The organism is Brucella sp. NBRC 14130 (assembly GCF_040371715.1).
GTDB classification, from domain to species: domain Bacteria; phylum Pseudomonadota; class Alphaproteobacteria; order Rhizobiales; family Rhizobiaceae; genus Brucella; species Brucella intermedia.
In genome coordinates this window covers 444,638-468,105 of record NZ_BAABTE010000003.1, presented here as the reverse complement: position 1 = coordinate 468,105, position 23,468 = coordinate 444,638, and the positions used below count along the sequence as shown (strand labels likewise).

Below are 23,468 nucleotides of genomic sequence, written 5' to 3'. Positions count from 1 at the left end.
AGCGCTCTTTTCACGAGCTGTTAGTCAGCAAATGCTGCTTCTTCGAGCAGGAAACCACGATCGGGAAGCATATAGACGCCGGAAAGCGACTTGGTCTTGGCCGATAGGTTCTGGTTCACACCGAGGAATATCCAGGGCGCGCCTTCCCAGGCGGCCTTTTGTGCGTCCGCGTAGAATTCTGCCCGCCTGGCCGGATCAGCCGTGCTGATTGCACCTTCGATGGCAGCATCGACCTTTGCGTCCTTGAAGTAAGCAACGTTGAACATTGCTGGCGGAAAGCTCTGGCCATAAAGCAGCGGACGAATACCCCAATCGGCATCACCTGTCGAAGCAGACCAGCCGCCATAATACATCTGTACGGCAGCATCCTCCGGCTTCTCGATGGACCAGATTTTCTGCGCAGCAACGCCAGCCTCAAGCGGCATTACGTTCACCTTCACATTGATCTGTGCCAGTTGCTGCTGGATGAACTGAACCGCACGTATGGATTCCGTATTGGAGTTCGCCCAGATTTCCGTTTCGAAACCATTCTCCAGGCCTGCTTCCGTCATCAATTCTTTGGCCTTGTCGAGATTGTACTCGTAATTGCCAACCGGAACATGGAAAGCAAGGTTCTTGGGAATGATCGAATCTGCCGGCTCGCAAAGATCGTTATAGACGATCTTGCAATAGGCTTTCTTGTCTACGGCGTAATTGAGCGCGTGCCGGACGCGAACGTCATCGAAAGGCTTTTTCAGATTATTGAGAGAAACGTACCACTCGACGATAGAAGGATCTTTGTCGACCTCGACATTCGGGTTCTTTTCGGCGACCTGCATCAGTTCAGGAGGGAAGGAAGGGATAAACTGGGCTTCACCCGTCTGGAGCATTGCAAAGCGCGCGCCCGATTCCGGCACTGAACGAACCGTAACGCCATCGATCTTGGGAAGCCCCTCTTTCCAGTAGTTGTCATTTTTCACGACTTCAAGCGTATCTGCCGACCAGTTTTTGAACTTGAACGGGCCGGTTCCGACCGGATTGCGTCCGATCTCCTTGCCATATTTTTCAAGCGCGGCCGGTGAAATGATCATAGCACCTGGATGAGCAAGCGAAGCGATCATCGCGCCAAACGGTTCCTTGAGGATCAATTTGACTGTAGCATCGTCAACAATCTGCACTTCCTTGACCATTGAGACCAGGCTGCGGCGCGAAAGCTTGTTGTCTGGGTTGGCAAGACGTTCGATATTGACCTTGACTGCTTCGGCATTGAAATCCGAGCCGTCGTGGAACTTGATACCTTTGCGAATCTTGATGGTAAATTCGGTCGCTTCGCCATTGGCTTCATAGCTTTCAGCCAGCAGAGGAATGAGTTTCATATCCTTGTCGAAGCCAAAAAGACCCTGATAGATAAGACGAAGCGAGGTCTGCGACAGCGTGTCATTGATGTTCGTTGGATCAAGACCTGTCAGGTTATTTGGTACCGCAACGGTAAGGGATTTCGCCCAGGCCGTCGCGCCCGGGAGCATCATCACGGCGGCCAACGCCGACGAAAACAGCAAGTTCTTCAGTTTCATTGTCAACTCCTTCCTAAGATCAATGAAAATCGCCGATGGGATGGCGTGCTACGAAATGGCCAGGCTCCACCTCGATAAGAGAGCTGACGAGCGGCATGTCGTCCGGTGAACGCACCGGGCTTGGGATTTCCCCCTCGATAAGCGGGCGACTGCGCTCACGTCGCTGGGGATCGGCAATTGGAACCGCAGAGAGAAGCCGTCGCGTATAGGGATGTTGTGGATTCTCGAAAATCTGGCGCCGCGGACCAATTTCAACGATCTGCCCGAGATACATCACCGCCACACGATGGGATATCCGCTCAACAACCGCCATGTCGTGACTGATGAATATGTAGGAAAGTCCGCGTTTTTCCTGCAGTTCCATCATCAGATTAATGACCTGAGCCTGAATGGAGACATCAAGCGCGGCAACCGCCTCGTCGGTAATGAGAATATCGGGGTCTCCCGCAAGAGCACGCGCTATACAGATGCGCTGACGTTGCCCGCCCGAGAACTGATGTGGATAACGATGTGCATGTTCTGGCCGCAGACCTACATCCCGAAGCAATTCCACTACACGCTCGTGAATTTCCGCCCCTTTTGCGAGTCCGTGGGTGATTAACGGTTCCGCAATTGAAAAGCCTACAGTCAGGCGCGGATCGAGGGATGCGAACGGGTCCTGAAAGACGTATTGGATCTTGCGGCGAATGGATTGCTTTTCCGCTCTTCCAAGTTTGAAAATATCCTTGCCATTGTAGAGGACCGCTCCAGAAGTGGCTTCCTGAAGCATCATAATTGTGCGTCCGGTCGTTGACTTGCCACAACCCGATTCACCGACCAGCGCCAGTGTTTCACCCTGGTGCAAACTGAAACTGACCTGTTCCACAGCATGCACGTGACCAGTGAGTTTCGAGAAGAGCCCGTTCCTGATATCGAACCGTGTCACCAGATCACGCACCTGCAATACCGGGTCAGGTGATTTGATCGTGTCTTGCGGAGGATACTCGGCAAAACTGTCCGAGCCGCTGTCATCTGCTTTCAATAGAGGAAAACGACGCGGAAGGTTTTCACCGTTAAGGGCTCCAAGACGTGGCACTGCGGCAAGCAACGCGCGGGTATAAGAGTGTTGCGGTGCAGCAAAAATGGTTTCTACTGTGCCTTCTTCCACTTTCTCGCCGCTACGCATAACAAGTACCTTGTCTGCGACTTCCGCCACAACGCCCATATCGTGAGTGATGAAGAGTACGGCCATGCCCATCTCTTCCTGCAGCAAGCGGATGAGACGCAGAATCTGCGCCTGAATGGTGACGTCCAGAGCCGTGGTAGGCTCATCGGCAATCAGCAGGCGCGGCCGGCAAGAAAGAGCCATGGCAATCATGACACGCTGACGCATGCCACCCGACAACTGGTGCGGATGACGGTCAAGTATGCGCCTGGCATCGGGAATACGGACCTTTTCCAACATGCGCAGTGCTTCAGCCCGTGCTTCAGCAGAAGAACATTTCTGATGCAAACGCACCGCTTCGGCAATCTGCTCGCCAACAGTAAAAACCGGGTTGAGAGAGGTCATCGGCTCCTGGAAAATCATCGCGATATCGTTGCCGCGAATACCTTCCATCTCATCAAGCGCGAATCTGGTAAGGTCGTGTGTAACTCCATCGCGGTTGGTAAATTCGATAGCGCCTTCCGTAATCTTGCCGCCACCGAATTCCACAAGGCGCATGATCGCAAGAGAGGTGACAGATTTACCGGATCCGGATTCGCCCACAACTGCCAGCGTTTCACCCGGTCGGATCTCGAACGACAAATTCCTGACCGCACGAAACGTGCCATCATCGCCCTTGAAATCAACACTGACATTTTCAACGCGTACGATCGGTGCTTCTACCGGCTTATTCGGTTTCACTGACATCCGTGGTCCTCGATTTGGACTGCGGCAGATCTTCATCCTCCGCATAAAGATAGGGCATGAGAGAGCGCGTTACGGAGACGGCATCCGAGACGCTCTGATGATGTGCCGTCAGCACGGCAATAATCGCTTCGAAGGCAGCGAGTGCCCCAATCGTCGAACTGTGCAAAACGGGGTGGCTCGCAGGCACAAAAATCTGTTCATGACTGTGTGGGCACAGCGGCGAGGCAGGGCCATCGGTTACGGCAATGCAATAGGCTCCCCTGCCCCTCGCGAGTTTCAGAAAATCAACGGTTGCCTGTGAATAGCGTGGCAAGGCCATCGCTATCACAAGATCTCCAGGCCCCAGCCGAAGCACTTTCTGGGCAACACGTTCAAGCCCGCCTGCCCCGTTCAGCATGATCTGCGACTGGGTAGAAAGGATCGATTTATCAGCGAGATATTGCAGCATGTTCGCACTGACGCCAAAACCGAGAAAGGCAACACGCGGCGCGTGCATCATCTGGGCGGCAACGCCCTCCCATGCGGTATTCCCGGCTTCACTCATAACCTGCCGCAGGCTTTCCGCCGCACTCTGGAAGGAGTCCTCCGCAATTTTTCCGGGCGGGATGTGACGGGCGCGGTCGACATTTTCCACGGGGCGCAGCAATGACTGATAGCCTTGCACCGCGAGCCCTCTGAAATCTGTAAAGCTCCCCAATCCGAGCGCCCGCACAAAACGGGTAATCGTTGCCGACGAGGTAGAGGTTGCCTGTGCAAGCTCCTCAATACCCATTGTCGCGACCGCGAATGGATTGGCGAGCACAAAATCTGCGATCTTCTGCTGGTTTGAGGTCAGACTACCCCGGCACGACCCGATCAAAGTTGACAGATTCACGTGGTTCCCGTTTGTTTTTATCTTTATGAAAATATTGTTATCAGAAATATTTCAATTTGAAAATCTTTTTCACATCAGTTCACAACAGTTGCAGAGCAGCGAAGTCAGATAAGCTTTAGCCATTGTGCGAACGGTGGAATCTATGCGCTTTGATTGGAGGCGCGGTTGGAAGATTTTGCATCAGGTTTTGGCAAGCCGTCACATTTACCCGTGGCCATTCTCCGGCAGGCCGCCGAAACACGCCCTCACCACATGGACCGTGACCGACGACTGGCCCGATCCCGTTCCGGTCACGGAAACCGAGATCGAGGTGTTCGAGCGATGGTTCGGCGACCTGTTCGATGAAATGTTCGGCCCCGACGCTGGATCGCCCGATTCGGGAGCCAAAATCGAGCTTGAAAACGGTACTAAAAAATGATACTGGATACTCCATGAAAAAGCGTCACAGAGCCACGCTGGAACTGATCTTCGCCCGCCCAGTCAACGGTTCGATCCGCTGGGCGGACATAGAGGCGCTGTTTGTAGTTCTCGGGGCGGAAGTCAGCGAGCGGGAAGGTTCGCGCGTCGGCGTGTTCCTGTTCGGCGAAGTGCGCGTCTTTCATCGCACGCATCCGTCACCGGATACGGACAAAGGTGCGGTTGCCAGCATCCGTAAATGGCTGGACGAACACGGAGTAAAGCCATGAACAATGTCGTTGAAATCAATGGTGAGAAGGCAGTCATCGCTTTCGATCCCGAGATTCAGATGCTGCGCGGCGAGTTTGTCGGCCTGAATGGTGGGGCCGACTTCTATGCCGAGAGCGTCCACGATCTGATTGAGGAAGGCCGCAAGTCGCTGGCCGTGTATCTCGAAATGTGCCGGGAGAAGGGCATCGAGCCGCGTCGGAAGTTCTCTGGCAAGTTCAATGTCCGCCTCACGCCTGACGACCATGCCGCCGCAGTCATTGCCGCAGCAGCATCGGGCAAGAGCCTGAATGAATGGATCGTCGGGACGATCCGGGAGGCCGCTGAATAGCGGCCCCGTTCGGTTCGACCGGATTGAAAGGAGATGGCATGAATGCTTTGTGAGCGGCGCAAGCGCCCGATGATTTCTATATTGTTGGGAGAGGCGGATAGGTTCCAGGCTGGATGTCAATTTAGGGCGCTTGACCCTGTATAAGGAGATTAGCGAGGAAGCTCATCGCGGTGGAGAGCACGCCGGAGCGTTCGTTATCGGATTTATTGAGCACTTCGCGGGCGGCGCTGGCAATGACGGGATGCGGGCCTTTCTCGCCGACGTACGGGGTGGTCATCATGGCGGATAGCGCCGACTCGATCGGCCGGCGCGGATCGGAGAGGAAGGCGGCAACGCCGGCGAGCGTCTTGTCCTTTTCGGCATAGAGGACGTGCAGGATCGCGCCGACCAGCAGCGAGTGGTATGTCTTCTCCCAGTGATTCCCGCTTCTCCAGCGAGCCTTCGGGATCCACCAGCACATCGGCAACGTTCTGCACATCGCTGGCTTCCCATTCGCCTTTCCGCACCTCGAGCAGTGGATTATAGGCCGCCGACTTCGTATTGGTCGGGTCGAAGAGCAGCACGCGACCGAAGCGGGAGCGCAGGCTTCCGCTGATTGTCGGACGAATAGCGGGCATAGAGGGCGGCACGGGTCATGAATCGGTTCCCCTTCACTCGGCAATGCACTGCGTCTGCATGGCTCGTCGCGGCTGGCGCTGCCTGTCAGCGCAGGCCCGCCTTCCTGCCTCACAAGCCCTCGCCGGGACGGAGCCGGCCGGTCAAGGCTGACGCGGAACGCGCCACCGCGGTAAGCGGCTCGGCCTTGAGGGGCGGCTTCGTTCCGGCCCCCTCAAGCAAGCAAAAAAGGCTTTCACCGTAGATGCCTGCCAGCACATCATTGCATCACATCTTGTCTTCCGGCACGGGCATAATATCCGGCGCTTTGTCCAGAAAGCCTGTCAGAGCACCGCGTTTCGTCGTACCCGCACGTGCCTTGAGGAATTCGCTGGCCGTCTCCACGGCCCCGATCTTCTGTGCGACGGCGGAAATGATCCACTGATTGAGCGACACACCATCCTCCTGCGCCAGACGCGCGGCGGTCTCCTTCAAGGATTGCGGAAGTTGCAGCGGATATTTATAGCGTTGGGTCTGCGTCATGTGTTCAGTCTCCTGACGATCTCTCCCGGTGTTATCACGGTCATACCCAGTCCAAGTGCCGGACGGAAATCCTTGACATTGTGCGTCACGATGGCCTCCGCCTGCCCGTTCAATGCAGCTTCCAGCACCATTTCGTCCGCGACATCCGACAGCATGGGCCGCGTGCGAAACGAAATATCGACGCCTTCGGCAATGGTGGCGAGCGCACGCATCACCGCAGCGACGTCCTCAAGACCATACCCTGTTGCCTGCCGGATTTCCTCCCGGCTCAGCTGGTTTCGATCACACAGGAAATGGGTGATGACCCCATGCATGTCATGATGCGACAGATCATGGCACTGTTTGACGAATACCAGTCCAAGGAAAACGCCAAGTGAAGGCGGTCGCGAATTGTGCGGCGGATGTAGTTTTTATCGGCACGGACTCCCCTTTTAAGCCGTCATGGGGAGCGGGTCGGTTCCCTCGCTCAAGATGGCGAGATATCGCCGGTAACTGAACACGCGCCCCCGTTTGCGCCCGGTGATTTCCTCAACGATGCCAAACCGTTCCAGATCGGCGAGTGCCGCATTCACGGTCGGAGCCGAAAGCCCTGTTTGTTGGACGAGCTGGTTGGCCGTCAGGAACGGGTTCTGCTGGAACAAATCGTGGATACGCAGTGCGGAGCCTGCCCGGTCGCTCTCTGTCGTAATCCGCTCGCGGTCTTCCTTGAACAGATCAACAATACGGGTAGCGGCCTCGAACGCCTGATTGGCCGTTTCCGCAACTCCGGTAAGAAAGAAATCGAGCCAGGCTTCCCACGCCCCGTGCTCGCGCACCTCTTGAAGAAGGCGGTAATAGTCGGCGCGATGCGTTTTCAGGTACAGGCTCAAATAGAGGAGTGGCTTGCGCAGCACACCGTTGACGCAGAGATACAACGTCACCAGCAAGCGGCCGATCCTGCCATTGCCATCAAGGAACGGGTGGATGGTCTCAAATTGGACATGCAGCAGTCCGGCCTTTATGAGAGCGGGTAGACGGGAGCCGTCCTCGTGCATGAAGCGCTCAAGCGCATCAAGGCAATCGTCCATCTCGGTCGGCGTCGGCGGTACGAACAGCGCGTTGGCGGGACGTGAGCCGCCGATCCAGTTCTGAGACCGTCGAAACTCGCCGGGATTTTTCGTCCCGCCGCGTCCGCTTTGTAGCAAGCGTTCGTGCATCTCGCGGATCAGACGCAGTGACAGCGGTAGCTCCTCCAGCCGTTCCAGCCCATACATCATCGCATCGACGTAGTTCGAGACTTCGCGGATGTCGTCAATCGGCTGGCCGACCTGCGCCTCGGTCTCGAAGCGGAGCAGGTCCGAAAGAGTCGATTGTGTGCCTTCGATCTGGGATGAAAGGACGGCCTCCTTCCTTACATACATGTAGAGGAACAGCTCCTGACGCGGGAGCAACATCGTGATCCCGTCCAGACGACCCAACGCGCGTTCGGCCAGGCCTAGCCGCTCCAGAAGGGCCAGCACGTCGATCGGCGGTTCGGGCGGCAGTGAAGGCGGCACGAAGGCACGCACGATTTCGCCCGCAACAGGGGTCTTGACGAAGCGGCCTAGCCGAAGGTTAGAATCTGATTCGGACATGCCCAATTATGCGGGCGCAGTGTTATTTAAGCAATTGGCCCTTAGCTTAAATAAGCATTAAGTTAAGGTAAGCGCTCTTAAATAACGATCGATACTATCATGGGCGCGCACACGCAAAAGGTTCGTAACAATATTCTGTTGAATTTCATCTCAAATTGAACCAGTTTTCCGTTTGACCATGTCCCAGTCAGTTGAATTCATGCTCTTGAAAACACAATGGTATCTGTCTCGCAATTGGATCAGAGCGAAATGGAAAACTGGTTCAAACTCAATTGAAACTCAACACTTGCATTTAGAATTCTTCTTGTCGGCCAAGGTCTTCCCTACCAAGGCAGATCGCTTGATGGCAATCGGCGAATTCAACGGTCAGATCATTATCGTCGTCGTCTTCAAGCCGATTGGTTCGGAAGCCTCACCGTTATCTCCATGCGTCCAGCAAGCCAAAAGGAAAGGAAGCTATGATGGGTATCAAATTTTCCTCTAAGCGCCCTCTCACTCAGGAAGAAGAGGCAGCAATCCAGAAGATGATCGCAAGTGATCCTGATGCGCCAGAAGCCACCGATGAACAACTTGCCAAGGCAAAACCCTTCAAAGAAGCCCTCCCGGAAATGGCCGCCAAGATGGAGAAGGCCATTCGGGGCCGACCGCGTATCGACGATCCCAAGACACCGGTTACGATCCGGCTCGATCAGGATGTGGTTCAACGCTTCAAGGCTACTGGCAAAGGTTGGCAGAGCCGCATGAATGAGGCTCTGCGCAAGGCTGTTGGCCTATAAGTGAATACACTATCCACGACGAGCTATCATTCTTGAGAAGCATTGAGCTCAAGCCTCGTGGGGTCAAGCAAAGCCTCTTGAACCACAGTCACCGTCCCCGGGGCATGAGATATTCAATTTTGGCCATGGTACAGGTCTCCTCAAACTTCGTGCCGCATCGAGCGTGGATGCGCGCAGATGATTGCCGCCCCGCGGGTAACAACTACCTCTCATGCGGCTGTCCATTCCTCTGCGCGACCTCCTCGCACATCGGATCACGTACTGCATCGGCGAACTCTGGCAAACGGGCTTTCGAACTTTCTTCCGACAGACGACCCGCAAGTGCATCTATCAGGAGACCGACGTCCAGGTTCAGGTCCGATGTTCGATCCCACCCTCTGCGTCCTGCTCAAAGATAACCTTGTTCTGGTTTGACTGAGTCTGAGCCCATTTCGATATGTCGTCAGCGGTTCGCTTTCGCTCATCTTCTCGCCACACACCTAAAGGCGTCGCGCACCGCCTTTTCTCCATCGTTCATCACCACGTCTCTTGAAACGAAGCAGCATGGAGTGGTTTGAAGCCGGCCCCTGCAGGTCGGCTTCGGGAGGCCCACTCCCAACTTCAACACAGTTGCGCCGGCACACACAAACGCCAGCTCAAGGCACACGGAAATAAGGACTGTCGAGGTAACGGGCGCAGACGGCCTCATCCGACAGGTTGAAGGTGTGCTTGAGGATTGCAGGTCCTGCCATCAGCCGCGTCAGGGTGGCAGGCCACCACCATCCTTGTAAACTTCCCCGAAGTGCTTTTCCAGAAACGCCCAGTCAATCGTCTGCGCCATCCAGACCAATCTTACAATTTTTGTCTCGATGGTATTCTTCAGATCAGCTCAGCGACGACGCCGTTCCGCGCCGCACGGATATCGCCCTTGCGCGCGAGCCGTTTCCCGATATTCAAGCTCAGTTTGCCGATCTGATGATGTCTCCGGCCCGTGCCGTCGCGACCGATCAACGTTTCCGTCAGCAATGGCAGCCTGGCGGATATTAGTGGCGCTAGGACATTACACCATCCAGTGATTTACGCGGCCGAAATTGTCGCCCATGCTGTTAGCTCTGAAGATTTTATGATCGTCATCCCGCTTCGCGCAGCCGTTCCGCCGTCTGCAAGTCCACAGAAACAAGCTGACTCACGCCCTGCTCACCCATCGTCACGCCGAAGAGACGGTTCATGCGCGCCATAGTGATCGGATTATGCGTGATGACCACGAAGCGCGTTTCGGTCGAAGCCGCCATTTCATCCATCAGATTGCAGTAACGCTCCACATTATGGTCATCCAGCGGTGCGTCCACTTCATCGAGTACGCAGATCGGTGCCGGATTGGTGAGGAACACAGCAAAGATGAGCGCCATGGCCGTCAGTGCCTGCTCGCCGCCGGAAAGCAGTGTCATGGTCTGCGGCTTCTTGCCAGGCGGGCGGGCCAGAATTTCCAAGCCGGCTTCCAGCGGATCGTCGCTTTCGATCAATTGCAGTTCAGCCGTGCCGCCGCCAAACAGATGCGTGAACAGACGCTGGAACTGCACATTCACCACGTCGAACGCAGCCAGCAGGCGTTCGCGTCCCTCACGGTTGAGGCTCTGGATTGCCTGGCGCAGTTTCTTTATCGCCTCAATCACGTCCTCACGCTCGGAGACGATGATGCCCAGACGTCCGGACAGTTCTTCTTGTTCCTCATCGGCGCGCAGATTAACCGCCCCGAGCCGCTCGCGATCGATCTTCAACCGCTCCAACTGGCGTTCTAGTTGGTCAGGATCAGGCAAAGCTTCGTCCGGCCCTAAACCTGTCTGGCGGATAGCTTCATGCGGTGGGCAGTTCAAAGCTTCGGCAATACGGGCTTCGGCGTCCTTGCGCCGCTCTTCCGCCGCCGCAAGACGTTCTTCGGCACGCGCACGCTGTTCGCGACTTGCTGCCAATTGCTGGATAGCAAGGGCCGCCGTCTTGTCGAGTTCCGCCTGTGCAGCCTCAGCCTCGGCCAGAATATCGCCAGCCTGTTTTCGAAGGGCATCGGCCTGCGAAAGTTCGTTCAACAGTGCCCGGCGGCGACCCTCGATTTCGTCAGGCGCTTCGGCAAGCACCTCGGCCTCATCTGCCGTTTCCGCACGGCGATCATTCAAAGCAGCTATATGACGGTCCGCATTTTCGGCGCGGGTTTTCCAATTGCGGCGCTCCAACGCAATCATTTCCAGCCGCCGTTTGCGGGCATCGGCCTCGCGCCGCAGCCCTTCGTAAGCAGCGCGCGCTTCGGCCAGAGCAGTGCGGTCCGACATGACTTCGCTGCTCAATGCGGCAAGGCGTTCGCCAATCGCATCGATATCCGGCATTGCGTCAAGCCGGTCTTCGGCTTCCGTGACACGGATCTGCGCTTCTTCGAGATTTTCTTTCAGATGTGTCTTGCTGTCTTCCAGACCGGCACGGCGTGTTGCCAACTGGCCTGCTGCACGCTCAGCAGCCGCCAGAGCCTCACGCGCTTCATCAAGCTTGCGCTGCTTAGCACGCCATTGATCACGCGCGACGCGTTCCTGTTCGACCGCCTCGCGGACGCCGGCTTCGGTTCGCTGCACATCCTGCTCAGCCTGCTCGGCACGTTTGCGCGCGGCAATCGCCTCCTGTTCGAGCTCCGCCAGCCGGTTTTTTTGTGCCAGTCGCTGGGCTGCCGGGGTCGGCGCATCGGCGCTCGCTGTATAACCATCCCAGCGCCAGAGCGCACCAGTCTTGCTGACGAGCCGCTGGCCGGGCCGCAACATGGTTTGCAGGCGCTTGCCTTCACTTTCCGAGACAACGCCGACCTGTGCCAGCCTACGGCGCAATTGCTGCGGCCCTTCTACCAGCCGATCCAAAGGTGTCACGCCGTCGGGCAGAGCGGGATCGGCATTGGCTGCGGGATTGTAAGCCCAGTAGACCGGTGCGTGTTCATCGCTGGCCGCATCAAGATCTTCGCCGAGTGCCGCACCAAGTGCTACTTCATAGCCTTTCTCGACACGCAGTTCTTCCACCACCGGCGGAAATTGTCCCGTTTCGCTGGCATTCAAAATGCGGGCCAGCGTCTGCGCTTCCGTTTCGATACGGTTCAGCTCCGTGCGCGCTTCGCTCAAAGGCTGGCGGCTGGCGGCCTCGGCTTCGCGCGCACTTGCAACAAGCTCCTCCGCGGTGGCAACCATTTCCTCGGCGAATGCCAGCGCTTCCATACAACTGTCGACCACGATGCGCTTTTCCGCAGGATCGAACAGGCCACCGATCTGTTCCGCGACAGCAGCGATGTCGCGCTCGATCGCTTCCATCTGGACAGAAAGACGGTCACGACGATCACGTGTTTCCTTCAATGCCCGCTCGATCTGCACACGCTCTGCGGCAGCTTCGGCACGTTCAGCCGTAACGCGGGACAAAGCGTTCTCGCTGTCCTGCAAGCGAACTTCCGCTTCCTCAAACAGTGCATGCAGTTCCTGATCGCGCTCGCCGGATTCTTCGGCGGCAGCGATCAGTTCCTGTTCTTCGTCATCGAGACGCGCCAGAATATCGGCGTTCTCACGCATCATTTCTTCTTCGCGCGCGACGTCGGCGGAAAGCTGCTCAAGACGCTTTATCAACTCTGCCCGGCGGGCACGAAGACGTTCGCCTTCCTCATCAAGCTGCGTTCTGGCAATGGAAAGACGCTGCAATGCAGCCGCAGCTTTCGCTTCAGCTTCACGCAGTTCGGGCAGTTTGTGTGCGCCGACCGCCTGTACTTTCGCCGCGTTCATCTGGGCTTGCGCCATGTCACCGACAGCCGAGGTTGCCTGCGCCAGGGCGCTTTGCGCCTCGCCTTCCTGCATCTTTGCCTGCGACCAGCGCAAATGCAGAAGTGCGGCTTCCGCCCGGCGAATATCTGCGGAAAGTGCCTTGAACCGGTTCGCCTGACGCGCCTGACGTTTCAGACTTTCAATCTGACTTCCCAACTCGCCAACCACATCGTCCAGACGCTCGAGATTGGTTTCAGCAGCACGCAAGCGCAGCTCGGCCTCATGACGGCGCGTATGCAGGCCCGAAATGCCAGCCGCTTCTTCCAGAAGCGCACGACGGGCTTGAGGCTTTGCCTGAATAAGCTCACCAATACGCCCCTGCCCGACCATCGACGGTGAACGTGCGCCGGTGGACTGGTCCGCAAAGAGAAGTTGCACGTCCTTGGCGCGCGCTTCCTTGCCATTGATGCGATAGACCGATCCCGACTCCCGTTCAATGCGGCGAGAGACCTGCAATTCGTCCGCATCATTGTAAGCTGCAGGCGCGGTGCGGTCAGAATTGTCGAGAAAAAGCGTGACTTCCGCAGTATTGCGCGCGGGCCGCGTGGCCGAGCCGGAAAAGATCACATCGTCCATGCCGGAGGCGCGCATGTTCTTGTATGAGTTTTCACCCATCACCCAGCGCAGCGCTTCGACCAGATTGGATTTGCCGCAGCCATTCGGGCCGACAACGCCCGTCAGCCCGCCTTCGATGACGAACTCCATGGGCTCGACGAAAGATTTGAAACCGACAAGGCGCAGCCTGGAGAAGCGCATCAGAATGCCCCTCCTGCAGCGAGAGCGGTGCCTGTTAAAACCGGGTGGTGGAACCGCTCCAGCTCATTGTTTGTACGCATTATCCCACGCAAAACCGCTTCGCACTTTTGCTGGAAATGCTCTATCTCAATAACGCAAAAAGCGGACGCAGAAGAGCACCCGCTTTTCGATCTGAAAACCGGATCAGAGAAGCTTGTCGATGATTGCCGACATTTCGTCAACCGAAAGCGCTCCAGCGTATTTTTGTCCGTTAATGAAGAAAGTCGGCGTTGCACTCACACCAAAATCCTTCGACCCACGCTCCATCGTCGCTCTCACATCATCGAGAACTTGCTGGTTCGTCAAGCAAGCCTTGAAGGACTCCTGTGTAAAACCGGCAAGTTTTGCAATTTGCAGGAGAGCTGCTTCACCATCTTCGGCGGTCGCCCACTGCTGCTGCTGCTTGAAGAAAACGTCGACCATGGGGAAGTAACGGTCTTCCGGTGCGCAGCGCGCCAGCATGAAAGCGGCAGTCGCGCGCGGATCGAACGGGAACTCACGAAAGATGAGCCGTGCCTTGCCCGTATCGATATATTTTTCCTTGATTTTCGGGAATGTGTTGATCGTAAAATCTGCGCAATGCGGGCAGGTCAGCGATGCATATTCAACGATGGTGACCGGCGCGTCAGCCTTGCCATAGACCATATCCTTGAGCTTGCCGGGTTCGGCAATCTTGGCCGCATCAACGGTGCCTTCAGGATCGCGCTGCTGCGCATTCGCACCACCGGCAAACGCCAGCCCGGCAGCCGCTGCTCCGGCGAGAGAAATAACGTGTCTGCGATTAAACGCTGCAGGCATCCGAATCATCCAGTCCTGTTTCAATAGTTGACTTCGACATACAATCTAAAGCGGCAGATCGCACTTCGCTAGACCCACGGCGTTCACATGAAAGTCAGCACCTTGTGTTTTTTGTCTTCATATTTGCGACAATCAATTGGAGTACCTAGTTCAAACTGCTGAAAGCTTGCATCAATTTTATGGCAGCAAGCCGAATTCAGCTGTCCTTACCGTCTTTTCGACCGATCGTCCGCTTCTCTGCGAGAATGTTCTTGCCAAGACGCGCCAGTGCTGCGCGAAGCGCGTCATCTTCAATACCGTCCGTGGCCTTGTCGATGCGGCGTTCTTCCGCTGGACCAAGCGGCGCCAGCCTCTTTATCCGACGCTTGGCTGGAATGACCGGCGGCTTCTGTTCGATGCGAATGCGCCCGACTGCCGAGAAGCCGAGAAAGCCATTGATACGGCTGATGATTTCCCCTGTTTCATGCTGAACTTGCAGGGCTGCGAAGCCTTCACAGGCGATAATCAGCGTTGCTGGTGAAAACGGATCATCCTCATGCAGACGACGGGGCCAGATAATGCGCAGCGGACGCGACGTTGCACCGATGGCAGGCCCGACAATATCTTCCCACGACTGAAGCAAAGCGAGATTGATACCGGCACGCTTTTGCAGCATCGGGTCCACCAGACCCGAAGCCATGTCTGCTAGCGGCCTGAAGCCGCGTCTGGATGCTGGTTCGCTCATCGCGCTCCATTATAGCCGCGAAACCACTCGACAAACAAAGGAATCCCCTGATCGAGTGTCGTTTTCGGGCTAAAGCCAAGATCGCCAGCAGCAAGCGTGATGTCGGCGTAAGTACGCGGCACGTCGGCAGCTGGCATGGGTTCGAGCTTACGGATTGCTTCCTTGCCCGTCGCTTTCTCGATTGCAGCAATGAAATCGTTCAGCATTACGGGCCGGTTGTTGCCGAGATTATAAACAGGTGCGGTATCTTCCGGTTTGTCGAGTATGCGCCGTGCCGCACCGACTACACCGCTGACGATATCGTCCACGAAGGTGAAGTCCCGCTGCATCTCACCATTATTGAACACCCGGATCGGCTCACCCTTGAGGATCGCGGACGTGAACAGCCATGGCGCCATGTCAGGCCGCCCGTAGGGACCGTAGACGGTAAAGAAACGCAAGCCCGCAGAGTGGAGCTTGTGCACGTGACGGTAGGAGTAGGCCAGCAATTCGCCCGAACGCTTTGTCGCGGCATAGATCGAGACGGGATGATCGACAGGATCGCTTTCGGAGAAAGGCACCTTTTCATTCGCGCCATAGACCGACGATGAACTGGCATAGACGACAGGCGGTCGCTTATCCAGTCTGAGCGCTGTTTCGAAGACCGTGACCTGTCCCTGCACATTAGCGGAGATATAGACGGTGGGGTTCTCAATGGAGTATCGCACACCCGCCTGCGCTGCCAGATGCACGATGATATCTGCATCCCGATCAGCACCGATTGCCGCATTGAACGCTTCCGCATCGGAAATATCCGCCTTTGCAAACCTGAAGCCTTCCCTCATATGAAGTTTGGAGAGCCGGGTTTCTTTCAGGGCAACCGGATAATAGTCATTCACATTGTCTATGCCGATGACCTGCCAGCCTTCATCCAGCAGTCGTTGCGCCGTGTGGAACCCGATAAATCCGGCTGCGCCCGTTACAATGGCTTTCATGCGGCTGATTTCTTTCCAAAAATATACGAGATGAGACCTGCGCGGCGCGCAGCCATCATTCGTCGCGATGCAGCCGCATTCAGTGCTGCGAGGAAGAACATGGTCGAGGCGATGGTCACCTCGTGCAAAAGCGGATTGTGCAGCATGCCGTAGCTGCCACAGATAACAGCGAAATAAATTAATGCTCGCCGCATCGCCCAACTATCGGCGGTCCGCCACAGATAGACGAAGATCGAGATAAATGCGCCGGCCATGAAGATAAGACCAACAATGCCATCGTTCAGCAGTTCATCGAGAATCGTGTTGTGCACGTGACGGAAGCCGTTCAGCATCGTAGCCTTATCGCGAGCCTCAGCCTTTACGAAATCCATCTTCGAATAGGAGCCGACACCTGTAAACGGATGGGTCGCAATAACACGAGACGCACTTTTCCACATGACTTCGCGGATATCGGCTGAGATCTTGTCTTCCCAGTCAGCGGCACGCCCGGTATCGTAATATTCGACCATTCCAGAAAAACGCTTGGAAATGATGCTTCCGACAGGGCCGACAACGACCAGAGCCGCTGTTGCGGCAAACAGTATTGCGTAAGCCGCGCCCTGTTGCCTGATGCTGAAACGCTTCAGGAAGATGAGGATTTCCACAGCGACAAATATCGGCAACACCACAATGACTGCACGTGTTTCAGAGGTCAAAACAGCGGCGAACCCGAGAACCAGCCAATGCGGACCATTCGGCAAGTAGCGTGATGTGTTGCGCAGCGGGATCGCAGCAGAGATCGCCGCTACCCCAGCAACGAATGCGAAAACGGCCTGATTGCCGCCAATGCCAATGCGTCCACCGTCGACGATAGAAAGGCAGACCGCGATAATGACGGCAAGCAGCGTTCCAACGCGTGCGCCAAGGACATAGGCTCGCAGTGGATCACGGATAAGCACCATTCCGGAACCGGCAAAAGCGAAAATGGTGATCAGCAGAGTATAGCCGATCTGCCGGTTATCGTGGAAAGGCTCGCCGCGAAACAGGATCAAGCCTAACGACCAGACAGCATATAAGACGATGAAAAGATAGAATTTTTTTGCGAACATACGTGTCGTCGCATGACGTCCGCAGGCGAGATAAATACCAATGCATGAAAAGACGAAAAGTATCAGCGGTCCAAAACCGATGCGAATGGGCATCGCGGCCGACGCTATCCCGAGCACCCAGGAATCTATCCGGCGCCGCAGGAGAAAAGACTTTTTAAAATAACTCAATCTCTGCCCTCTCTTAAGCCCTTCTTATCAAGAGCGTAGGCGATTCGTCGGACATAGTCAGTTGCTCGAAACAGAAGGGTAGTTATCCTTTTGTATACGGGTAAACGCTTCTTGGCGTAGGCAGAACGCCCCTGAGCGATCGTAGAAATCGCAATATCCGAAAACTCAACGACCGGCTTGTCGGTCGTAAAAACCTGATACGCACCAGCCCACCCGCGTTCCAATGCAACATCATAAGGCAGTCGCATGGGCCGGAGCGCTTTCAGCATTTTCGACGCACCTTCCCTGGTTACGACATATGCTGCTGAACTGCCCAGCGGACCATGCAGACAGCGACCTATGGAGAACTGATCACCGGCTTTTTGAAATGGGCGGAAGGCAGCCGTCCTGTGATTCACGAGCTTAACCGCATCCCAACCCGTCACCTTTGTCAAATACGTCAGGAACGGTTGAAAAGCAGGAGTGAAAATTACGTCATCTTCCACAATGACCGCAAAAGATTCAGGTGCTGCGGCTATTATCTCCAGCACTTGGATATGGCTGAAATAACAACCAATTTCTGCGGGCAGTACAGTTTTACCATGCCAACGACGAAAGCCTGCATCATCGAAATCCGTCAGTTCTTCCGGGGACAGAAGTTTTCCCTCAACAGCTTCCACGCGCCTCAGATCGATCGAAAGCGCATCCGCATTGGACTTCAGCCTGTCCCAGCGATCCCGTGACCGCGCAAGATTGATGACATAGACAGGTACAGAATGGTCCACTTATTCTCTTTCCAACCGAGCACATCAGAAGGCCCACGGTGAGACTTCTATGCGCTAGGATCTATTATGCACAGCGTTGTTTCTATCAATTCTAAAAATAAGGCATTAATCAGAATGCTGCCCAACTGTTAACCGATGTCCTTCTCATGCTGAATTCTACCAATTCCAATCAATCCACAAAGCTCCTGCGCTGGTATGACCGGCACCATCGCGTTCTGCCGTGGCGCGTGAGCCCGTCCGAACAGGCCTCCGGCGTCAAACCCGATCCCTATCGCGTCTGGCTCTCCGAGATTATGCTTCAGCAGACGACGGTGGAGGCGGTCAAGTCCTACTTCGTGAAATTCGTAGAACGCTGGCCCACCGTTCAAGCCATGGCAAAGGCGAGTGAGGACGATATCCTGCGTGCATGGGCCGGGCTCGGTTATTATTCGCGTGCACGTAACTTGAAAAAATGTGCCAACGCCGTGGCCCTACAGCACGATGGCAAGTTTCCAGACAATGCCATTGCACTGAAGGAACTGCCGGGCATCGGCGATTACACTTCGGCGGCGATCGCCGCAATCGCGTTTGGCGAGGCGGCTGCCGTCGTCGACGGCAATGTGGAGCGTGTAATTTCGCGGCTCTACACAATCGACACGCCCCTGCCCGCTGCAAAAGCTGAAATCCGCGCACTCATGGGTCAAATGACGCCCATCGACAGACCGGGAGACTTTGCTCAGGCCATGATGGATCTGGGCGCAACCATATGCACGCCACGACGGCCAGCCTGTGCAATCTGCCCGCTCAACGATGATTGCTTGGCTCTCAAATCACGCGATCCGGAGGAGTTTCCGGTTAAGGCCCCCAAGGCAGAAAAGCCAATTCGCACCGGGGCGGCATTCATCGCCATTGCGGGGGATGGTTCAATTCTCCTGCGCAAGCGGAAAGGTGAAGGCCTGCTTGCCGGAATGACCGAAGTTCCGGGCAGCCACTGGACGGCGCGTATCGACGGAGATGCAACAATCGCTGCAGCACCATTCCCGGCACAATGGAACGTTTCCGGTTCAATCACGCATGTTTTTACACATTTCGAACTGAGATTGTCGGTCTATCGCTCCGAGAATGTCAGCAAGAGTGCGTCTACGGATGGATGGTGGTCACGGCCAGACGAGCTTTCCGATGAGGCGCTGCCCACCGTCATGAAAAAGGCGATCATCGCCGCCATACCAGAAGCATTCAAACGAGGGAGGAGAAACCATTGAGCAGTCCCGTCAAGCATGTAGTCTTCGATATTGGCCGAGTTCTGATCCACTATGATCCTGAACTTGCTTATCTCGACGTCATTCCCGATGCTTCGGAACGGCGGTGGTTTCTGGAAAACATCTGCACCAGCGCATGGAATATCGAGCAGGATCGCGGCAGAAGCTGGCAGGAAGCAGAAGCACTCCTGATCGATACATATCCCGAGAAACGCGATCATATTCGTGCGTTCCGGCAAAACTGGAACCGCATGGTTCCCCATGCGTACGAGGACAGCGTCGAAATTCTGCGCGGCCTGATAGGCCATGGCAATGACGTCACCATGCTGACGAATTTCGCTTCAGACACTTTCCGCGAAGCACAGGTTCGCTTTCCTTTTCTAACCGAAAGTCGGGGCGTCACCGTATCGGGCGACATCCATATGCTGAAACCCGACCGCGAAATCTACGATCATCATGTTGCATCGTTCGACCTTGATCCCGCGGCAACGCTTTTCATCGATGACACGATGCACAATGTGGATGGCGCCAGACAGGCTGGCTGGCAGGCCGTGCATTTTACAGATGCGGACAAGCTGAGCTCCGATTTGAAAGCCCTGAGCCTCACCTTCTAGAGCCTGTCTCCCGAAAATGGAACCGGTTTCGGGATAAAGATACGTGTAAAAACAAACGAATAGAACACTTCCAATAATTCAATCAAAACAGGAAATGCTCCAGATCTAAAATAGCGAAGGCGCCCGAAGCCAATGCTTCGAGCGCCTCACTATCAGACTATGCTGGAGGCCGTCCGATAACTAATCGTTTGCGCATCTTATCCGAAAACCGCTTCGCACTTTTCAGGATGCGCTTTAAGCGCCTGCAACTGCCATCTGGTCGCGAATGACCTTGCGCAAGGCGTCAATTGGCTTCAGCGCGCCGTTTTCCTCGTAGTGCCAGAAAGTCCATCCATTGCAGGCATCAAAGCCCTGAACCTTTGCACCGATACGATGGATCGAACCCGCTTCACCGTTGGCAGCCAGCGTACCATCCGCGCGAACAATGGCAGCAAAACGGCGACGTTCATCACAAAGCACCGTGCCGGGACGAAGAAGCCCCGCTTCGAGGACGCTGGTGAACGCGACACGCGGTTCGGCCCGTTTGCCCGTCATCACCGTCAGTTCGGCTTTGCCGAGCGGTTCAACAGCGTCGATACGGGCCGTCGCTGCATCGATATAGCTCTGTTCGCGCTCGATACCGACGAAGTGGCGTCCGAGGCGCTTGGCAACCGCACCCGTCGTTCCAGAACCGAAGAACGGATCAAGAATGACGTCACCCGGCTTGCTGGAGGCCATCATGATGCGAGCAAGTAATGCTTCCGGCTTCTGGGTTGGATGAACCTTGTCGCCATTTTCGTCTTTCAGGCGTTCAGAACCCGTGCAGATAGGGAACAGCCAGTCCGAGCGCATCTGTACGTCGTCATTGGCGGCCTTCATCGCTTCATAATTGAAGGTATAGCCTTTGCCCTTCTGATCACGCGAAGCCCAGATCAGCGTTTCATGAGCATTCTGGAAACGACGACCGCGGAAATTCGGCATCGGGTTCGTCTTGCGCCAGATGACATCATTCAGGAGCCAGAAGCCGAGATCCTGCAATTGCGAACCGACCCGGAAAATATTGTGGTAGGAGCCGATGACCCAGATGGTGCCATTCGGCTTCAGGACACGACGGCAGGCCATAAGCCATGCACGCGTGAAGGCATCATAGGCCTGAAAGCTCTCGAACTGATCCCAGTGGTCGTCAACTGCGCTGACCATCGACTGGTCAGGGCGATGCAAATCGCCGCCAAGCTGGAGATTATAGGGAGGATCGGCAAAAATGACGTCCACGGAATGATCCGGCAGGCGTTCCAGAGCCGCGACGCAATCACCTTTGATGATGGAGTCAAGCCAGGCGGTACGCGGAGCCTCAATGGGCAACTCATGTGCAAGACGTACAAGAGACATGGGATACTCGATTACCTGTGGACGCAAAAAACTTGTCCTTATGGTTACCGGGTAGGGTAAATATGCAGTTAACGCCAAGTGATTGAAATCGTAAATCTTTTCTTAAACGAGGTGGAAAGTCCGCAGTTCCGGGCTTTTCATGGTCAATTGACCCTCGACATTTTGCCACCTGTCATCTTAACGCCGCGATCGCTATGCAATTGTAACTTTAACTTCTTGCCCTTGATAAGGCTTGGTTATCCCTTTTTGCCTATAATCGGCAGTCAACTTCTGAATTTGCGTGGCGGACATGCGCGCCGCCCCGCTTGTCCGGTGTATTTTATGATGAATATCGCTGAACTGCGGCATAACCGGTATTTGCGGGTTCTCTTTGTACCCTTTCGCATGCGTGCACTGGTTCGCGGCAGCGAAATAGGCCTCGTTATCGCCGGCACTGTCATCGGCATCATTTCAGGGCTGATGGTTGCCGCGATTGGCAGCATTTCCCAATGGATGCATCAGGCAATCTTCGCTCTTGAACCCGGCGAAAAACTGAGCTCGGCGGCATCATTGCAACCCAGCGCTTATATCGCGCCGCTCGCGGGCGGCATCTTGATGGGGATCGTGATCTGGGTTCTTGCGCGATGGCGCAAGCGGCCCATCGTGGACCCGATCGAAGCAAATGCGCTCCATGGGGGGCGTCTGTCGCTCACGGACAGCTTTATCCTTGTCGGGCAGAACCTGATTGCCAACGGCTTCGGTGCATCGGTTGGACTGGAAGCAGCCTATACGCAGCTTGCGAGCGGTTTCGCCTCCCGCATCGGTCGGGCGCTCAAGCTTCGCCGCGCGGATCTGCGGACTTTGGTCGGCTGCGGCGCCGCGGCTGCCATCGCCAGCGCCTTCAATGCACCTTTGACCGGGGCATTTTACGCATTCGAACTTATCATCGGCGTCTATTCGATTGCCACGCTGACGCCGGTCGTCGTGGCGGCGATCATCGGCGCTCTGGTGACGCAGGCAATCGGCGGCGCGCCCTTCATCATCGATATCGGCCAGATCGACGACATCACGCCACGTGATTACGTTCCCGCTCTTGTGCTCGGCTTCTTCTCGGCAGGCATTGCCATCCTCATCATGCGCGGCGTGACCTTTGTGGAAAAAGTCGCCCGGCGCAGCGTGGTGCCCAATGTGATGGCCCCGGCTATCGGCGGCGCCATCGTTGGAATGATCGCCTTCCTTTCACCGCAGGTTCTGGCCTCGGGCCACGGAGCGCTCCACCTCGACCTGAATGCAAACATCACCATTCCCGCCCTTCTGCTTCTGATCTTTGCCAAATCGCTCGCTTCCGCCGTCTCCATCGGGTCCGGCTTTCGCGGTGGCCTGTTCTTCGCATCGCTGTTTCTCGGTGCGCTGACAGGCAAGCTGTTTGCTGCCGTGGCCGGCGCGGTATTGCCAGCCGGTCTGGCACTCGCGCCCGAAGTCTATGCCGTCATCGGCATGAGCTCGCTTGCCGTCGCAGTTGTGGGCGGACCTATGACCATGACCTTCCTGGCACTGGAGCTTACCGGCGATTTTCCGATTTCCATGCTCGTGCTCGGTGCTGTCGTCTCGTCCTCGCTGATGGTGCGAAAGACCTTCGGTTACTCCTTCGCCACGTGGCGCTTCCATCTGCGTGGAGAGGCCATCCGGTCCGCCCATGATATCGGATGGATACGGGACCTGACCGTAAACCGGATGATGCGCCATGACGTGCGGACCGTTCTGATCGATACCGATATCGAAACATTCCGCCACGATTTCCCGCTCGGATCGACCCAGCGGGTGATCGCCGTGGATGCCGAGGGACGGTATGTCGGCATGATCCCGGTTCCGGAAGTTTACGCCGACAGCTTCGATACATCCGATGGCGAACACAGCATCCGCGAGCTTCTCAAATATCAGGATGAATTCCTGCTGCCTCAAATGAACGCCAAGGAAGCTGTCGTCCGCTTCGACCGGGCAGAAAGTGAAGCTCTTGCCGTGGTGAACAACGCACAGGAGCGCAAGGTGCTCGGCCTCCTCAGTGAAGCGCACACCTTACGCCGCTATAGCGAAGAACTGGACCGGCGCCGTCGCGAAGTGTCCGGTGAGGTCTGAACGGGATGGAAACCGAAGCGGAATGTAAATCGGCCCCTGGACCGGATGCGCCGCATGGATGCTTCACCCTCTCGCTGGAAAGGCTCCAATTTGACGGCTTCGCCATAAAGGTGTAGCTCAACCCGGTGTTCCGGCTGCTGCCGGTGCTCAC

At 56.0% G+C, this 23,468-nt stretch carries 21 protein-coding genes and 3 pseudogenes; 8 read left to right on the top strand and 16 right to left on the bottom strand.

Annotated features, from left to right (window positions below):
• Nucleotides 1-20: 20 nt before the first annotated feature.
• The 3 genes from ABWW28_RS08385 to ABWW28_RS08375 are packed head-to-tail and all read right to left on the bottom strand — an operon-like array spanning nt 21 to nt 4,318.
• Nucleotides 21-1,553 carry a glutathione ABC transporter substrate-binding protein gene (locus tag ABWW28_RS08385; protein WP_040129733.1) on the bottom strand — a complete coding sequence of 511 codons (1,533 nt, stop codon included), beginning with the start codon at nt 1,551-1,553 and terminating at the stop codon, nt 21-23.
• Nucleotides 1,554-1,572: 19 nt separating this feature from the next.
• A complete protein-coding gene (locus tag ABWW28_RS08380; RefSeq protein WP_353390735.1) occupies nt 1,573-3,444 on the bottom strand; it encodes an ABC transporter ATP-binding protein in 1,872 nt (623 codons plus the stop codon).
• Nucleotides 3,425-4,318, bottom strand: coding sequence for a MurR/RpiR family transcriptional regulator (locus ABWW28_RS08375; protein ID WP_012090883.1), 894 nt, complete (start codon nt 4,316-4,318; stop codon nt 3,425-3,427). The genes ABWW28_RS08380 and ABWW28_RS08375 overlap by 20 nt, the downstream gene beginning before the upstream one ends.
• Nucleotides 4,319-4,460: 142 nt before the next feature.
• Between ABWW28_RS08375 and ABWW28_RS08370 the strand changes: the two genes are divergently transcribed.
• Genes ABWW28_RS08370 through ABWW28_RS08360 form a run of 3 tightly spaced genes read left to right on the top strand, consistent with a single transcriptional unit; the run spans nt 4,461 to nt 5,333 of the window.
• Nucleotides 4,461-4,736 carry a hypothetical protein gene (locus ABWW28_RS08370; protein WP_235915181.1) on the top strand — a complete coding sequence of 92 codons (276 nt, stop codon included), beginning with the start codon at nt 4,461-4,463 and terminating at the stop codon, nt 4,734-4,736.
• A 13-nt stretch (nt 4,737-4,749) separates the two neighbouring features.
• Entirely contained in the window at nt 4,750-5,004 is a 255-nt protein-coding gene (locus tag ABWW28_RS08365; protein WP_279675699.1) for a type II toxin-antitoxin system HicA family toxin, read from the top strand.
• A complete protein-coding gene (locus ABWW28_RS08360) occupies nt 5,001-5,333 on the top strand; it encodes a type II toxin-antitoxin system HicB family antitoxin (protein ID WP_012090880.1) in 333 nt (110 codons plus the stop codon). The genes ABWW28_RS08365 and ABWW28_RS08360 overlap by 4 nt, the downstream gene beginning before the upstream one ends.
• Nucleotides 5,334-5,487: 154 nt before the next feature.
• Here the strand turns inward: ABWW28_RS08360 and ABWW28_RS08355 are convergent.
• The 4 genes and pseudogenes from ABWW28_RS08355 to ABWW28_RS08340 form a co-directional block, all read right to left on the bottom strand.
• Nucleotides 5,488-5,914, bottom strand: a pseudogene (locus ABWW28_RS08355) (type IV secretory system conjugative DNA transfer family protein); the annotation flags it as partial.
• Between the two features lie 301 nt (nt 5,915-6,215).
• Nucleotides 6,216-6,470, bottom strand: a complete 255-nt coding sequence (locus ABWW28_RS08350) for a toxin-antitoxin system HicB family antitoxin (RefSeq protein ID WP_353390732.1) — start codon at nt 6,468-6,470, stop codon at nt 6,216-6,218.
• The gene (locus ABWW28_RS08345; RefSeq protein WP_012090878.1) at nt 6,467-6,784 is read right to left on the bottom strand and encodes a PIN domain-containing protein; all 318 of its coding nucleotides are present in this window, start codon (nt 6,782-6,784) and stop codon (nt 6,467-6,469) included. The genes ABWW28_RS08350 and ABWW28_RS08345 overlap by 4 nt, the downstream gene beginning before the upstream one ends.
• A gap of 117 nt (nt 6,785-6,901) precedes the next feature.
• On the bottom strand, nt 6,902-8,083 hold the full coding sequence (locus ABWW28_RS08340) for a Fic family protein (protein WP_353390730.1): 1,182 nt from the start codon (nt 8,081-8,083) through the stop codon (nt 6,902-6,904).
• A 286-nt stretch (nt 8,084-8,369) separates the two neighbouring features.
• Between ABWW28_RS08340 and ABWW28_RS08335 the strand changes: the two are divergent.
• Both ABWW28_RS08335 and ABWW28_RS08330 read left to right on the top strand, forming a co-directional pair.
• Nucleotides 8,370-8,545: pseudogene (locus ABWW28_RS08335) on the top strand (BrnT family toxin); the annotation flags it as partial.
• The gene (locus ABWW28_RS08330; RefSeq protein ID WP_041545288.1) at nt 8,545-8,859 is read left to right on the top strand and encodes a BrnA antitoxin family protein; all 315 of its coding nucleotides are present in this window, start codon (nt 8,545-8,547) and stop codon (nt 8,857-8,859) included. The pseudogene ABWW28_RS08335 and the gene ABWW28_RS08330, both read left to right, overlap by 1 nt.
• Before the next feature lie 644 nt (nt 8,860-9,503).
• Here the strand turns inward: ABWW28_RS08330 and ABWW28_RS08325 are convergent.
• The 8 genes and pseudogenes from ABWW28_RS08325 to ABWW28_RS08290 form a co-directional block, all read right to left on the bottom strand.
• Nucleotides 9,504-9,688 (bottom strand): annotated as a pseudogene (locus ABWW28_RS08325) (transposase); the annotation flags it as partial.
• 29 nt (nt 9,689-9,717) lie between these two features.
• Complete coding sequence (locus tag ABWW28_RS08320) at nt 9,718-9,864, bottom strand: hypothetical protein (RefSeq protein WP_353390729.1); 147 nt, start codon at nt 9,862-9,864, stop codon at nt 9,718-9,720.
• 104 nt (nt 9,865-9,968) lie between these two features.
• Nucleotides 9,969-13,427 carry a chromosome segregation protein SMC gene (gene smc / locus ABWW28_RS08315; RefSeq protein ID WP_353390727.1) on the bottom strand — a complete coding sequence of 1,153 codons (3,459 nt, stop codon included), beginning with the start codon at nt 13,425-13,427 and terminating at the stop codon, nt 9,969-9,971.
• Between the two features lie 183 nt (nt 13,428-13,610).
• On the bottom strand, nt 13,611-14,264 hold the full coding sequence (locus ABWW28_RS08310) for a DsbA family protein (protein WP_010658427.1): 654 nt from the start codon (nt 14,262-14,264) through the stop codon (nt 13,611-13,613).
• Nucleotides 14,265-14,460: 196 nt separating this feature from the next.
• Nucleotides 14,461-14,988: a DUF721 domain-containing protein gene (locus ABWW28_RS08305; RefSeq protein WP_012090872.1), complete on the bottom strand. Its 528-nt coding sequence runs from the start codon at nt 14,986-14,988 to the stop codon at nt 14,461-14,463.
• Nucleotides 14,985-15,962 (bottom strand): SDR family NAD(P)-dependent oxidoreductase, encoded by a 978-nt coding sequence (locus ABWW28_RS08300; RefSeq protein ID WP_012090871.1) that lies wholly within the window; start codon nt 15,960-15,962, stop codon nt 14,985-14,987. Before ABWW28_RS08300 ends, ABWW28_RS08305 begins: the two co-directional genes overlap by 4 nt.
• Nucleotides 15,959-17,050 (bottom strand): O-antigen ligase family protein, encoded by a 1,092-nt coding sequence (locus ABWW28_RS08295; RefSeq protein WP_353390724.1) that lies wholly within the window; start codon nt 17,048-17,050, stop codon nt 15,959-15,961. The genes ABWW28_RS08300 and ABWW28_RS08295 overlap by 4 nt, the downstream gene beginning before the upstream one ends.
• A gap of 164 nt (nt 17,051-17,214) precedes the next feature.
• Entirely contained in the window at nt 17,215-17,982 is a 768-nt protein-coding gene (locus tag ABWW28_RS08290; RefSeq protein WP_012090869.1) for a glycosyltransferase family 25 protein, read from the bottom strand.
• A gap of 146 nt (nt 17,983-18,128) precedes the next feature.
• Here ABWW28_RS08290 and mutY point away from each other — a divergent pair, with 146 nt between their 5' ends.
• Together mutY and ABWW28_RS08280 are read left to right on the top strand one after the other, a co-directional pair.
• A complete protein-coding gene (mutY, locus tag ABWW28_RS08285) occupies nt 18,129-19,223 on the top strand; it encodes an A/G-specific adenine glycosylase (RefSeq protein WP_094514877.1) in 1,095 nt (364 codons plus the stop codon).
• Nucleotides 19,220-19,834 (top strand): HAD family hydrolase, encoded by a 615-nt coding sequence (locus ABWW28_RS08280; RefSeq protein ID WP_012090867.1) that lies wholly within the window; start codon nt 19,220-19,222, stop codon nt 19,832-19,834. Before mutY ends, ABWW28_RS08280 begins: the two co-directional genes overlap by 4 nt.
• 234 nt (nt 19,835-20,068) lie before the next feature.
• On the opposite strand, the gene ABWW28_RS08275 is transcribed toward ABWW28_RS08280, so the two are convergent.
• The gene (locus tag ABWW28_RS08275; protein WP_012090866.1) at nt 20,069-21,202 is read right to left on the bottom strand and encodes a site-specific DNA-methyltransferase; all 1,134 of its coding nucleotides are present in this window, start codon (nt 21,200-21,202) and stop codon (nt 20,069-20,071) included.
• A gap of 324 nt (nt 21,203-21,526) precedes the next feature.
• On the opposite strand from ABWW28_RS08275, the gene ABWW28_RS08270 reads away from it, so the two are divergent.
• Nucleotides 21,527-23,317 (top strand): chloride channel protein, encoded by a 1,791-nt coding sequence (locus ABWW28_RS08270; RefSeq protein ID WP_353390793.1) that lies wholly within the window; start codon nt 21,527-21,529, stop codon nt 23,315-23,317.
• Nucleotides 23,318-23,468: the final 151 nt, after the last annotated feature.